This window comes from Pseudomonas sp. A2, assembly GCF_023100865.1.
GTDB classification, from domain to species: Bacteria; Pseudomonadota; Gammaproteobacteria; order Pseudomonadales; family Pseudomonadaceae; genus Aquipseudomonas; species Aquipseudomonas asiatica.
Genome location: NZ_CP039127.1, coordinates 3,586,810 through 3,600,428 on the forward strand (window position 1 = coordinate 3,586,810; position 13,619 = coordinate 3,600,428).

At 63.9% G+C, this 13,619-nt stretch carries 13 protein-coding genes; 7 read left to right on the plus strand and 6 right to left on the minus strand.

All coding sequences use genetic code 11. The features are described 5' to 3' along the window. Positions 1 to 6 precede the first annotated feature (6 nt). The 5 genes from E5221_RS16555 to E5221_RS16575 all read left to right on the plus strand — a co-directional run bounded on the left by E5221_RS16555 (position 7) and on the right by E5221_RS16575 (position 4,419). Complete coding sequence (locus E5221_RS16555; RefSeq protein ID WP_003258675.1) at positions 7 to 492, plus strand: flavin reductase family protein; 486 nt, start codon at positions 7 to 9, stop codon at positions 490 to 492. Positions 493 to 643: 151 nt separating this feature from the next. Beyond that, on the plus strand, positions 644 to 1,033 hold the full coding sequence (locus tag E5221_RS16560) for a carboxymuconolactone decarboxylase family protein (RefSeq protein WP_008100863.1): 390 nt from the start codon (positions 644 to 646) through the stop codon (positions 1,031 to 1,033). A 90-nt stretch (positions 1,034 to 1,123) separates the two neighbouring features. After that, a complete protein-coding gene (locus E5221_RS16565; protein WP_013973031.1) occupies positions 1,124 to 1,870 on the plus strand; it encodes a GntR family transcriptional regulator in 747 nt (248 codons plus the stop codon). Between the two features lie 21 nt (positions 1,871 to 1,891). Further along, positions 1,892 to 2,455, plus strand: coding sequence for an NUDIX hydrolase (locus E5221_RS16570; RefSeq protein ID WP_013973032.1), 564 nt, complete (start codon positions 1,892 to 1,894; stop codon positions 2,453 to 2,455). 182 nt (positions 2,456 to 2,637) lie between these two features. After that, positions 2,638 to 4,419: an ATP-binding protein gene (locus tag E5221_RS16575; RefSeq protein WP_247845999.1), complete on the plus strand. Its 1,782-nt coding sequence runs from the start codon at positions 2,638 to 2,640 to the stop codon at positions 4,417 to 4,419. A gap of 64 nt (positions 4,420 to 4,483) precedes the next feature. On the opposite strand, the gene E5221_RS16580 is transcribed toward E5221_RS16575, so the two are convergent. Beyond that, positions 4,484 to 5,098, minus strand: coding sequence for a LysE family translocator (locus E5221_RS16580; protein WP_061551660.1), 615 nt, complete (start codon positions 5,096 to 5,098; stop codon positions 4,484 to 4,486). A 112-nt stretch (positions 5,099 to 5,210) separates the two neighbouring features. Here E5221_RS16580 and E5221_RS16585 point away from each other — a divergent pair, with 112 nt between their 5' ends. Next, positions 5,211 to 5,663, plus strand: a complete 453-nt coding sequence (locus tag E5221_RS16585) for an Lrp/AsnC family transcriptional regulator (RefSeq protein WP_015270735.1) — start codon at positions 5,211 to 5,213, stop codon at positions 5,661 to 5,663. A 414-nt stretch (positions 5,664 to 6,077) separates the two neighbouring features. Further along, the gene (locus E5221_RS16590; RefSeq protein WP_025338785.1) at positions 6,078 to 7,490 is read left to right on the plus strand and encodes a cytosine permease; all 1,413 of its coding nucleotides are present in this window, start codon (positions 6,078 to 6,080) and stop codon (positions 7,488 to 7,490) included. Between the two features lie 126 nt (positions 7,491 to 7,616). Here the strand turns inward: E5221_RS16590 and E5221_RS16595 are convergent, their stop codons facing one another. The 5 genes from E5221_RS16595 to glnT form a co-directional block, all read right to left on the minus strand. After that, positions 7,617 to 8,921 carry an ammonium transporter gene (locus E5221_RS16595; RefSeq protein ID WP_247846000.1) on the minus strand — a complete coding sequence of 435 codons (1,305 nt, stop codon included), beginning with the start codon at positions 8,919 to 8,921 and terminating at the stop codon, positions 7,617 to 7,619. A gap of 64 nt (positions 8,922 to 8,985) precedes the next feature. Next, a complete protein-coding gene (locus tag E5221_RS16600; protein WP_247846001.1) occupies positions 8,986 to 10,311 on the minus strand; it encodes an FMN-binding glutamate synthase family protein in 1,326 nt (441 codons plus the stop codon). Positions 10,312 to 10,326: 15 nt separating this feature from the next. After that, on the minus strand, positions 10,327 to 11,001 hold the full coding sequence (locus E5221_RS16605; RefSeq protein WP_061551662.1) for a protein glxC: 675 nt from the start codon (positions 10,999 to 11,001) through the stop codon (positions 10,327 to 10,329). A gap of 27 nt (positions 11,002 to 11,028) precedes the next feature. Further along, on the minus strand, positions 11,029 to 11,934 hold the full coding sequence (locus E5221_RS16610) for a glutamine amidotransferase family protein (RefSeq protein ID WP_247846002.1): 906 nt from the start codon (positions 11,932 to 11,934) through the stop codon (positions 11,029 to 11,031). Between the two features lie 65 nt (positions 11,935 to 11,999). Beyond that, the gene (glnT, locus tag E5221_RS16615) at positions 12,000 to 13,334 is read right to left on the minus strand and encodes a type III glutamate--ammonia ligase (protein ID WP_061551664.1); all 1,335 of its coding nucleotides are present in this window, start codon (positions 13,332 to 13,334) and stop codon (positions 12,000 to 12,002) included. Positions 13,335 to 13,619 lie beyond the last annotated feature (285 nt).

Below are 13,619 nucleotides of genomic sequence, written 5' to 3' on the forward strand. Positions count from 1 at the left end.
CACGAGATGATCGAACCAGGCATCTACAAAGACGTGATGGGCTCGTTCCCGTCCGGCGTCACGGTGGTCACCACCCTTGACGCCGACGGTGGCATTGTCGGCATCACTGCCAGCGCGTTCAGCGCGCTGTCGATCGACCCGGCGCTGGTGCTGTTCTGCCCCAACTACGCCTCCGACACCTACCCCATCCTGCGTGACAGCAAGCAGTTCGCGATTCACCTGCTGTCCGCCGACCAGACCGCCGAGGCCTATGCCTTCGCCGGCAAGGGCAAGGACAAGGCCAAAGGCATCGACTGGCACCTGAGCGAGCTGGGCAACCCGCTGCTGGCCAAGGCCACGGCGATCATCGAATGCGAGCTGTGGCGCGAGTACGACGGCGGTGACCACGCGATCATCGTCGGTGCGGTGAAGAACCTGGTGCTGCCGGCCGAGCCGGTAACGCCGATGGTGTACCACAAGGGCAAGCTGGGCGCCCTGCCGCCCCTGGGCTGATGGACCTTGAGCTCGGCGTTGGCTTCTTCGCGGGTAAACCCGCTCCCACAGGGATCGCACAGATGCTGAAACCTGTGCAGTACCTGTGGGAGCGGGTTCACCCGCGAAGAAGCCAACGCAAATGACCCTGTTTAAATCCGGAGTACTGCACATGAGCAATGAAAAGTACGAAAAAGGCCTGCAGATCCGCACCCAGGTACTGGGCGAGGACTACGTCAACCGCTCGATCCAGAACGCCGACGACTTCACCAAGCCGTTGCAGGAGCTGGTCACCGAATACTGCTGGGGCCACGTCTGGGGCCGCGAAGGCTTGTCGCTCAAAGAGCGCAGCATGATAAACTTGGCCATGATTTCCGCGCTCAACCGGCCCCACGAGCTCAAGCTGCACATTCGCGGCGCCTTGCGTAATGGCCTGAGCCGTGAACAGATTCGCGAGATCCTGCTCCAGGTCGGCATTTATTGCGGCGTGCCCGCGGCGGTGGACAGTTTCCGCCTGGCCCGCGAAGCGTTCGCTGAAGCCGATGCGGAGTCAACCCGTTAACACCGGGCTGTTCGAACCCACGCAAGGAGCACCCAAGGTTCGTGGTGCTGTTGCGGTTGCGGCCGGGCAGCCTCTTTAAGAGCGCACTTGATGAAACGCCAGCCACTCGACGACAGCTTCAAGGTCAATCGCAACCCCGTTACCCTGCGCGAAATCGTGCTCGACAAGCTGCGCGCCGCGATCATGAACTTCCACCTGCTGCCAGGCGATCGCCTGGTCGAGCGCGACCTCTGCGACCGCCTCGGCGTCAGCCGCACCTCGGTGCGTGAAGCCCTGCGCCACCTGGAATCCGAAGGCCTGGTGGAATTCGCCGACGCCAAGGGCCCGCGCGTGGCCATCATCACCCTGGAAGACGCCCGCGATATCTACGAGCTGCGCTGCGTGCTCGAAGGCCTGATCGTGCAGCTGTTCACCCTGAACGCAAAGGCCAAGGACATCCGCGCCCTGGAACGCGCGCTGGAGGTCAACCGCGAAGCCCTCGAGGAAGGCGAACTGCAACAGGTGCTGGACTCGGTACAAGGCTTCTACGATGTGCTGCTGGAAGGCTCCGGCAACCAGGTGGCAGCCCAGCAGCTGCGCCAGTTGCAGGCGCGCATCAGCTACCTGCGCGCCACCTCGGTGTCGCAGGAGAACCGCCGCGGCGCCAGCAACCGCGAAATGGAAAAGATCGTCGAGGCAATCAAGAGCGGCGACCCGCTGGTTGCCCACCAGGCCTCGGTCGACCACGTCCGCGCCGCCGCCAAGGTGGCCCTGGACTACCTGCGCCAGAAGCAGGATGACAACGTCAAGGTGCGCGAGATGGTCGAGCCCCTGGCCTTGAAGGATCCCCGCATATAAGCAACCCACAGGCCACCGATCATGCCCAACGCCCCGCGCTACTGCCCGCACTGCACCACGGAACTGGCCCGGGGCGTTCCCACAGGCGACACCCACGAACGCCTGCACTGCACCGGCTGCGGCTACATCCACTACATCAACCCGAAGATCATCGCCGGCTGCATCATCGAGCGTGATGGCAAGTACCTGCTGTGCCAGCGCGCCATCCCGCCGCGCCCCGGCACCTGGACCTTGCCGGCCGGGTTCATGGAGGCCGGCGAGACCACAGAGCAGGCGGCTCTGCGCGAGGTCTGGGAAGAAAGCGGCGTACGCGCCGAAATCGTCTCGCCGTACTCGATCTTCAGCGTCCCGAAGATAAGCGAGGTCTACATCATCTTCCGCGCCATCGCCACCGAGGAAACCGGGCAGTACGGGGCGGAAACGCTGGCCTACAGGTTCTTTGAGCCCGACGAGATCCCGTGGGATGAAATCTACTATCCGGCAATCCGGCAGATTCTCGAGCGCTATATCCTCGAGCGGCAGGCCGGGGTTTATGGCATCTACATGGGCAATGACGACACTGGCAAGGTGCACTTCATTCGCTAGCTTGTACCGGCCCTATCGCCGGCAAGCCAGCTCCCACCTGGACCGCATCGACTTCAAGTCATGTGCAGTCCTGTGGGAGCTGGCTTGCCGGCGATAGGGCCGGTACAGCCACCAAAAATTCTCGCCAAACGTCTATTCTGGATGCACCCTTAAGGCCTTACGCAAAAGGACCAGCAGAGCACATGGCAAAATGGCTAGACGGCGGCGGTCTGATGGCCGAGCGCATCCGCAACCACGATTGGGCCGCCACCCCGCTGGGCCCGCTGGAGCACTGGCCCGACCCGCTGAAAACCAGCCTGGCCCTGTGCCTGGCCTCGCGCTTTCCGCAAGCCGTGCTCTGGGGCCCTGACCTGCTCACCCTGCACAACGACGCCTTCTCGCAGATACTCGGGCAAAAGCCCTCGGCATTGGGCATTCCCTTCCGCGCCGTGTGGCAGGAGGCCTGGGCCGACATCGGCCACATGGCCAACCGCGCCCTGGCCGGCGAGGCGGTGTACATCGAAGACTTCCCGCTCGTCATCGACCGCAACGGCGGCCCCGAACGGGCCTATTTCACCTTCTGCTACAGCCCCATCCGCGACCACGACGGCAAGGTCCTTGGCATGCTGGATACAGTCACCGAAACCACCGCCAGCGTGCTCGCCAACCAGCGCCTGAGGTTCCTCGACGACCTGGGCCGTGCCGTGGCCGACGCTACCGACCCGAACCAGATCCTTGCCACTACCACGCGCATGCTGGTCGAGCACCTGCAACTGTCAAGTTGTGCCTACGCGGTGATGGAGCCAGACGAAGACGGTTTCACCATCTGCGGTGACGCCGTGGCGCCCGGCTCGCCGCATCTGTTGGGCCGCTATCGGTTGCAGGATTTTGGCAAGCTGGCGCTCGGCCGCCTGCGCAATGGCCTGCCGTTGGTCATCCAGGACAACCTGAGCGAGCTGTCCCCGGAGGAAGCTGCCACCTTCCAGGCCATCGGCATTACCGCGACCATTTGCATGCCCCTGATCAAAGGCGGCCGACTGACCGCGCTGATGGCCATCCACGACAAGGTGCCACGGGAGTGGACCCACTATGAACAGACGTTGATCAGTGAAGTCACCGAGCGCTGCTGGGCGCATATCCAGCGGGTACAGGCCCACGCCGAGGTCCGCAAAGCCATGGCGGCACTGGAGGCGCTGAATGCCACCCTCGAACAGCGCGTGGATGAACGCACCAGCCAGTTGCTGCACACAGAAGCCGTGCTGCGCCAGACCCAGAAACTCGAAGCCATTGGCCAACTTACCGGTGGCGTGGCTCATGACTTCAACAACCTGCTGACCATCATTCGCTCGTCGCTGCATTTTCTGCAGCGCCCCAACCTCGATGCACAGCGTCGCGAACGCTATCTCAAGACCATGTCCGACACTGTCGACCGCGGTACCAAGCTGACCGGCCAGTTACTGGCCTTCGCCCGCCGCCAGGCCTTGAGCCCGCAAGTGTTCGAGGCAGGGCCACGGCTGGAGGCCATGGCCGACATGCTCGACACTGCCACCGGTGCGCGGATCCAGATCGAGCTGCAGTTGCCACAGGCGCCTTGCCATATCCGCGCCGACCTCAATCAACTGGAAACCGCGGTAATCAACCTGATGCTCAACGGCCGCGACGCCATGGCCGGCGAAGGCACCTTGCAGCTGCGCCTGCAGGCTGACCAGTCACTGCCCGCCCTGCGCGGCCAGGCGCCACAGCCGGGCCCGTTCGCGGCGATTTCGGTGAGCGACAGCGGTGTCGGCATTGCCACCGAACTGCTGGAGCGTATCTTCGACCCGTTCTTCACTACCAAGGCACCGGGTGAAGGCACCGGGCTCGGGCTGTCGCAGGTGTTCGGTTTTGCCAGGCAGTCCGGGGGCGATGTGCAGGTGAAGAGTATGCCGGGCCAGGGCACCACCTTCACCTTGTACCTGCCCCAGGAGCCGCCGCCTGGGGCCTAGCGATCAACGCTGCCCTTCGGCCAGCAAGTTAACGCGGCAACCTATAGGAACGCTGGCAAGTGAGTCAGCTGATCTGGCCGGCTATCAAGCCCAGGGCCACCGTAATCATCGCCACCCCCGATACCCGGCCAACCAGTTTCGCCGCCCCAGGCCGGGTGCTCAGCACGGCTTTGGCGCCAAAACCGACCAGCGAATAGATCACCAGCGAGCTGCACAGGTGCACCAGGCCCAGCAGCAAGATCTGCAACGGCACCGGCCAGCTCGACTGCGGGTCGGTGAACTGCGGCAACAGGGCCAGGAACAGCAAAAACACTTTCGGGTTCAGGCCACTGACGCAAAACCCTTTCAATGCCCAGCGAGACCCCGACTCCCCCGCACCATCCTGCCCGGCCGCCGGCAAGGCCGGGCTCAGCAGCAGGTTGCCACCCAGCCACAGCAGGTAGCTGCACCCCGCCAGGGTCAGCAAGGTCAGCGCCAGCGGGTGGCCGGCCAGCAGGCTGCCGACCCCTGCCGCCACCACCAGGGTCGCGAGGAAATGCCCCGACAACATCCCCGCCACCGCAGGCATCACCCAGCGCCCCCGCATGCCCGCCGAAATGGCGTAGGCCCAGTCCGCGCCCGGGGTAATCACGAACAGCATCGACACGGCCCAGAACGCCGTCAGAACACTGAGAGCCACTTGAATCTTCCTTTTTCCACTGCTTTGGGATGACGAAAGATTACGGATTCCGCCGAGGGATTTTCTTTCGTATATTCCCCAACAGCCCTCAATTACTGGAAGATCCTTCTCAATGGACAGGACTGATCGAAAAATCCTTGCCGAACTGCAAAAAGATGGTCGGCTATCGGTGACCGAACTGGCCGACCGTGTGGGGCTCAGCCTGTCGCCCTGCCATCGGCGCTTGAAGGCGCTGGAGGAGTCCGGGGCGATTCTTGGCTATCACGCCCGCCTGGCGCCGAGCGCCCTGGGGCTGAACTTTGCCGCGCTGGTGTTCGTGACCTTGCGCGAAGTCACTCGCCAGCCGGTAGCGGACTTTGAAGCGGCGCTGGCCGAAATCCCGCAGATCGTCGAGGCGCAGCGGCTGTTTGGCGACCCGGATTATCTGCTGCATGTGGTGGCCAAGGATTTGCCGGCGTTCCAGAAGCTGTATGACGAGCAGCTGACCAGCATTCCCAATGTAAAGCGATTGAGTTCGACGCTGGTGATGAAAGAGGTGATTCAGGATCGGTTGTTGCCAATGTAGCGTTGTTGCCTGTGCCGGCCCTTTCGCGGGTAAACCCGCTCCCACCTTGACCGCATTGATTTCAAGTCATGCGCATTACCTGTGGGAGCGGTTTCACCCGCGAAAGGGCCGACACGGGCGACATTTTTATCTGCCCTGCAAACGCGCACGGCGCCCCAGAAAAGCACACCGCTTCTTACCTCCATATTGCCCAAACCCCTCTAGCCCAAGCCCTCCCGCACCCTGGCACCCTCCTTGCTACTGTCCCCCGCTTAACCTTTTGTCAGCCTTAGGTTTTTTAAGGTTTATGGGCACATATTTACTAATTTCTCGTTATCCCCGCGCCCCGCATCATCGCTCCAACAAGAACGCGTCGCCCTTCGCCGGCACGCCCCCGGGCAGCTCCCGATGCCCTACCTTGCCTTGGAGTCAGTCATGACCAGTGCAGCCAATTCGGCACCCCTCATAGAAAAACACACGATCGGCTACGTGCCCCCGCAAGACCGCCATGGAAAGGTAAGGGATCTGTTCACACTGTGGTTCGGCGGCAACATCGCGCCGCTGCCCATCGTCACAGGCGCGCTGGGCGTGCAACTGTTCCACCTGAACCTGGTGTGGGGCATCGTCGCCATCCTGGTCGGCCACCTGGTCGGTGGCGTACTGATGGCGCTGCACTCGGCCCAGGGCCCGCAGATGGGCATCCCGCAGATGATCCAGAGCCGCGCCCAGTTCGGCTCGCTCGGCGCGCTGCTGGTGGTGGTGATCGCCGGGGTCATGTACATCGGCTTCTTCGCCTCCAACATCGTCCTCGCCGGCAAGTCGCTGCACGGCGTGGTCGATGCCGTGCCGGTACCGGTGGGCATCGTCATCGGTGCGCTGGGCTCGGGCATCATCGGCATCATCGGCTACCGCTTCATCCACGTGCTCAACCGCATCGGCACCTGGGTGCTGGGTATCGGCATCGTGGTCGGCTTCGGCTACATCTTCAGCCACGTGCAAAGCGACGACTTCCTCACCCGCGGCGGCTTCAACCTGGCCGGCTGGCTGGCCACCGTGTCACTGGCGGCGCTGTGGCAGATCGCCTTTGCACCCTACGTGTCGGACTACTCGCGCTACCTGCCGGCGGACGTGAAGGTCAGCTCGACGTTCTGGACTACCTACCTGGGCTCGGCCCTGGGTTCGAGCCTGTCGTTCATCTTCGGCGCCGTGGCGGTGCTGGCGATCCCGGCCGGCATGGACACCATGGATGCAGTCAAGCTGGCCACCGGTACCCTCGGCCCGATCATGCTGGTGCTGTTCCTGCTCAGCGTGATCAGCCACAACGCACTCAACCTGTATGGCGCAGTGCTGTCGATCATCACCCTGGTGCAAACCTTCGCCCACCGCTGGATCCCCACCGCCAAGAGCCGCGCCGTGCTGTCGCTGGTAGTACTGACGGCCTGCTGCGTGGTGGCGGTGTTCGCCTCGGCGGACTTCATCGGCCACTTCGTCGACATGGTGCTGGTGCTGCTGGTGGTGCTGGTGCCGTGGACAGCGATCAACCTGATCGACTTCTATGCCATCCACAAGGGTGACTACGATATCCAGTCGATCTTCCAGGTCGATGGCGGTATCTACGGGCGCTACAACCCGCAAGCGCTGATCGCCTATGCCGTGGGTATCGTGGTGCAGATCCCGTTCATGAACACGCCGCTGTATGTCGGGCCGATTTCCGAGCATATCAACGGAGCGGACCTGTCGTGGCTGGTGGGGCTGGCGGTTACTTCGCCGCTGTACTGGTGGCTGGCCAGCCGTGATAGCGCCTACCGTCGCCGGCAGATGAGTGCCAAGGTGGCCATGGGGCACTGATTCGAACTGTCCTGGCCTCTTCGCGGGTGAACCCGCTCCTACAGGGATATCGCACGTCTCAGGATCTGTGCTTTCCCTGTGGGAGCGGGTTTACCCGCGAATAGGCCGATACAGGCAACACATCAATCAGAGGTTGTAGGCCCGCTCATTGTGCTCCGCCAGGTCCAGCCCCTGTTCTTCCTCTTCCCGGCTGGCCCGCAGCCCGATGGTCAGCTTGATCGCCCCCAGAATCGCCCAACTCACCACAAAGCAATACACGAAGGTGAACGCCACCCCCTTTAACTGCACCAATGCCTGCCCGACCGGTGATGCACCCTCCACATAACCGCCCAACGCAGGCGCGGCAAAGACCCCGGTAAGGATCGCGCCGACCATTCCGCCCACGCCATGCAGGCCGAACACATCCAGGCTGTCGTCGTAGCCCAGCGCCTGCTTCAACCGGGTCACGGCAAAGAAACAGATGGCCCCGGTCAACAACCCGATCACCAGCGCGCCCAGCGGCCCGACGAATGCACAGGCCGGGGTAATCCCGACCAACCCTGCCAAAGCCCCTGAAGCCGCACCCAAGGCCGTCGGCCGACCATGCGCCACCTTCTCGCTCAGCAACCAGCCGACAATCCCCGCACAGGCCGCCACCATGGTCGCCAGCATCACCACCCCTGCCGCCTGGTTGGCCGCGAGCCCCGAGCCGACGTTGAAGCCGAACCAGCCCACCCACAGCAACCCGGCACCCACCAGGGTGAAACCGAGGTTGTGCGGCGGCATGGCCACCTGCGGGTAGCCCTTGCGCTTGCCCAGCATCAACGCCGCAGCCAGCGCTGCCACGCCGGAGTTGATATGCACGGCGGTACCGCCGGCAAAGTCCAGCACACCCCAGTTGACCATCAACGCCCCCGGCCCGCCCCAGACCATGTGCGCGATCGGCGCGTACACCAGCACGAACCAGGCGGCCATGAACAGCAACGAAGCACTGAACTTCATGCGCTCGGCAAAACCACCGGCAATCAGCGCCGGGGTAATGATGGCGAAGGTCAGCTGGAACACTGCGAACACGCCTTCGGGGATGGTGCCGACCAGGCTGTCATGGCCGATGTCCAGCATCAGCGCCTTGCCCAGCCCGCCAATGAAGCTGTTGAGGGTCAGCTGGCCCTCGACCATGCCGGTGGTGTCTACCACCAGGCTGTAGCCGAACAGCACCCAGAGAATGCCGATCACCCCGGCAACCGCGAACAACTGGGTGAATACCGAGAGGAAGTTCTTGGCCCGCACCATGCCACCGTAGAACAGTGCCAGGCCCGGGATGCACATCATCAGCACGAACATCGCGGCGCAGATCATCCAGGCGGTATTGCCGGTGTCCAGGGTGGGGTCGGCGGCGTGGGCCCGGGTGGTCAGGGCTAACAACATTACAGCGAGGGTGAGATGCTTCATGGAGTCACTCCTGTGTGAATGGTGGGGGTGCCCTGGGGCCGCAAAGCGGCCCCCGACGCTCAACTCAATACTGCGCCTGCCCCGGCACCCAGGCAGTCCCCGCCAACGGCACCCGTGCCATCGCCGCAGCCTCCACAGTCAACGCCACCAGGTCCTCCGGGTCGAGGTTGTGCAAGTGCGACTTGCCACACGCCCGCGCCATGGTCTGCGCCTCCAGCACAAGCACCCGCAAGTAGTTGGCCAGCCGGCGTCCGGCCTCCTCCGGGTTCAGGCGCCTGGCCAGCTCCGGGTCCTGGGTGGTAATGCCGGCCGGGTCGCGGCCGTTCTGCCAGTCGTCATAGAAACCGGCCGCCGAGCCGATCTTCTCCAGTTCGGCATCCAGCCGCGGGTGGTTGTCACCCAGCGCGATCAGCGCCGCAGTGCCAATGGCCACCGCATCAGCCCCGAGGGCCATGGCCTTGGCCACGTCGGCACCATTGCGAATACCCCCGGAGACGATCAGCTGCACCTTGCGGTGCATGCCCATTTCCTGCAGCGCCTGCACTGCCTGCGGAATGGCCGGCAGGATCGGGATGCCGACGTGCTCGATGAACACTTCCTGAGTCGCGGCGGTACCGCCCTGCATGCCGTCGAGCACGATCACATCGGCACCGGCCTTCACCGCCAGCTTCACGTCGTAGTACGGGCGGCTGGCGCCGATCTTCACGTAGATGGGTTTTTCCCAGTCGGTGATCTCGCGGATCTCGGCAATCTTGATCGCCAGGTCATCCGGCCCGGTCCAGTCCGGGTGGCGACAGGCGCTACGCTGGTCGACGCCGATCGGCAAGGTGCGCATGCCCGCCACCCGCTCGGTCACCTTCATGCCGAGCAGCATGCCGCCACCGCCCGGCTTGGCACCCTGGCCGAGGACGATCTCGATGGCATCGGCCTTGCGCAGGTCGTCGGGGTTCATGCCGTAGCGCGACGGCAGGTACTGGTACACCAGGTGCTGCGACTGGCCGCGCTCCTCCGGGGTCATGCCGCCGTCGCCAGTGGTGGTGCTGGTGCCGGCGATGGTCGCACCACGGCCCAAGGCCTCTTTGGCGTTGGCCGACAGCGCGCCAAAGCTCATGCCGGCAATGGTCACCGGAATTTTCAGATGGATCGGCTTCTTGGCGAAGCGGGTGCCCAGCAGCACATCGGTGCCGCATTTCTCGCGGTAGCCTTCCAGCGGGTAGCGCGACACGCTGGCACCGAGCAGCAGCAGGTCGTCGAAGTGCGGCACGCGGCGCTTGGTGCCGCCGCCGCGGATGTCGTAGATGCCGGTTTCGGCGGCACGCTGGATTTCCTGGATGGTCAGGCGGTCGAAGGTGGCCGACTCACGCAGTACCGGGGGGAATTGCTCGCTCATGGGAATGCTCCTGGATCAGTACGCGCTGGCGTTGTCGACTTTGAAGTTGTACAGCTGGCGAGCCGAGCCGTAGCGTTTGAAATCGGCAGCCTTGTGGTCCAGGCCGGCCTTGTTCAGCAGCTCCTGCAGCTCTTGCAGGTGCTCGGCGCGCATCTCTTTCTCGATGCAGTCCGAACCCAGTGACTGCACCGAACCCTTTACGTAGATGCGCACCTCGTACAGCGAATCGCCCAGCGCATCGCCGGCATCGCCACACACCACCAAACGCCCGGCCTGGCCCATGAAGCAGCTCATGTGGCCGATGCTGCCGCCGACGACGATATCCACGCCCTTCATGGAAATACCGCAGCGCGCGCCGGCATCACCCTCGATCACCAGCAGCCCGCCATGGGCTGTGGCGCCGGCGGCCTGGGAGGCGCTGCCCTTGACCCGCACCGTGCCGGACATCATGTTCTCGGCCACGCCGACACCGACGTTGCCATGCACGGTGACGCTGGCCAGCTGGTTCATGCCGGCGCAGTAGTAGCCGGCGTGGCCTTCGATATTCACGGCCACGGCGGCGTTGATGCCCACGGCCAGGTTGTGCTTGCCGTCGGGGTGGGTCACCCGCCATTCGTGGTCCTGCACCTCACCGTGCAGGGACTGGTTGAGGACACGCACCGAGGTGCTGGAAAGGTCGATCGTATTCATGTGGTTCTCCAGTGGTTCGGTGGCAGGTCAGGCGCTTTCGCGTTCCCAGACGTACAGGGTGGCCGGGGCCGGTTCCCAGACCTTGGCGTTCTCGATGCCCGGCAGGCTGGCCAGCGCCTGGTACTCCGAGGCCATGGCCACGTAGTCGTCGGTCTCGGCCAGCACGGCGGGCTTGCAGGCGATCGGGTCGCGGATCACGGCAAAGCCATTGCGGGTGCCGATGGCAAAGGTGAAGAAGCCGTCCAGGTCTTCCAGGGCGCCATCCAGGGCCTGGGCCAGGCTGTCGCCCTGCTGCAGGCGCCAGGTCAGGTAGCCGGCGGCCACTTCGGTGTCGTTGTCGGTCTCGAAGCTGATGCCTTCGCGCTTGAGCTCCTGGCGCAGGCGGAAGTGGTTGGACAGCGAGCCGTTGTGCACCAGGCACAGGTCGGCGCCGGTGGAGAACGGGTGGCTGCCCTCCATGGTCACGGCGCTTTCGGTGGCCATGCGGGTATGGCCGATGATGTGGCTGCCTTTCATGCCGGCCAGGCCGAAGCGGCTGGAGATTTCCGCCGGCAGGCCCATGCCCTTGAGGATCTCGATGCTCTGCCCGGCGCTCATGATGCGCACGTCAGGGGCCAGTTCGCTCAGGGCCTGGCGGGCCGACGCCTCGCGGGTGTGTACCTTGAGCACGGCAGCGCTGGCGTTCTGGAACCAGTCCAGCGAGCAGCCCAGGCGCCCTTCCAGCTGGCCCATCAGGGCCGCCCAGGGGTAGTTGACGTCAGTGGCCTGCAGGGTCAGCTTGACCCAGCCATCGGCCACTTCGTCGCCGTAGATGGCAAAGCCGGCGCTGTCCGGGCCACGGTCGGTCATGGCTTCGAGCATGGGTTCGAAGAGCTTGCCGAGCTGGGCTTCCAGCTCGGGTTTTTTCAGGTACAGACCTACGATTCCACACATGATGATGCTCCTTACTAGGCAGTGGGCGACCGCTTTCGTGCTGGCTGCCCAAGGATTGGGGGCGCTCAGAAGAATTCGGTGTAACGCTGGATTTCCCAGTCGGAGACGTGGCGGCAGTACTCCACCCACTCCATGCGCTTGAGCTTGATGAACTCGCCGACGATTTCGGCGCCCAGCACTTCGCGGAACAGCGGGTCGGCCTCCAGGGCGTCGGCGGCTTCCTTCAACGACTGCGGCAAGGTCTTGATGCCACGTGCGGCAATCTCTTCCAGGCTCAGGTTGTAGAGGTTCTCGTTGCACATCTCACCCGGCTCCAGTTGGCGGTCGATGCCATCGAGGCCGGCGGCAATGATCGCGGCGGTGACCAGGTACGGGTTGCAGCCAGCGTCCGGCAGGCGGAACTCCAGGCGGCCATAGGGGATGCGCACCATCGCCGAGCGGTTGTTGGCGCCGTAGGCGACAAACGCCGGGGCCCAGGTGGCGCCGGAAAGCGAGCGGCCTACCACCAGGCGCTTGTACGAGTTGACCGTGGGCGCGGCGAAGGCGCACAGCGCCGGGCCATGGGCCAGCAGGCCTGCAGCAAAGTGGTAGGCCAGCTTCGACAGGCCCATGCCGCTGCTGTCGGACGGGTCATGGAACAGGTTCTTGTTGGTACTGCTGGCCAGCGACAGGTGGAAGTGCATGCCATTGCCGGCGCGCTTGGGGTCGGGCTTGGGCATGAACGAACAGATCATGCCCAGGTCGTTGGCGATCTCGCCGGCGGCCATGCGGAAGAAGGTGAAGCGGTCGGCCGACTCCATGGCGTCGCTGTAGGTGTAGTTGATCTCGAACTGGCCGTTGGCGTCCTCGTGGTCGATCTGGTAGATGTCGAAGCCCACCGGCTGCAAGGCCTCGGTCAGGCGCTCGAGGAACAGCCGCGAACGCGACAGGCCCTTGTAGTCGTAGCACGGCTTGTCGAGGTTGTCGGAGGCATCCACCAGTTGCAGCTTGCCATCCTCGTCGCGGCGGAACAGGCTGAATTCGGGTTCCAGGCCGGTGTTCAGGGTCCAGCCCTTGTCGGCCAGGCGCTGCACCTGCTGCTGCAACACATAACGGCTGTCGTAGGGCCAGGGTTGGCCGTTCACGTGGCCTACGCACACCACCCGGCCGTAGCCGGGCTGCCACGGTACCGGGATCAAGGTGGAAAGGTCGCCGCGGGCCATGAAGTCGGGGCCGTGCGGCTCCATGCCCATGCCGCAGATGGCGAACCCGGCAAAGCCGGCGCCCTCCTCGGCCACCATCTTCAGGCCCGAGACCGGCACCGATTTGGTCTTCGCCGAGCCATGAATATCGACGAACTGTGCCAGCACGTACTTGATACCGTGCTGATCGAGGGTGCGCTGGGTTTCTGCTGGCAACATGGGTTGAACACTCCTGGGCAAGGGGCAATGATTCCACACGGGAAACTTACTTTCCTCACAGGAATGCAACGTGCTTGCCAACTTTGTTCAGGGTGCAACCTTGTGTGCCTGTTCGGGTCTCTTCGCGCGCCTGTGGGAGCGGGTTCACCCGCGAAGAGGCCCGCACCGGCAACCCAAAACCCAAGCAGATTTCCATGCTCCATTTATGGGAAACTTGTTTTCACCCGAGGAAAGATGCAGCCACCGTAGCTGCATTTCGCACTTTCCCAGTGCGAAAACTTTATT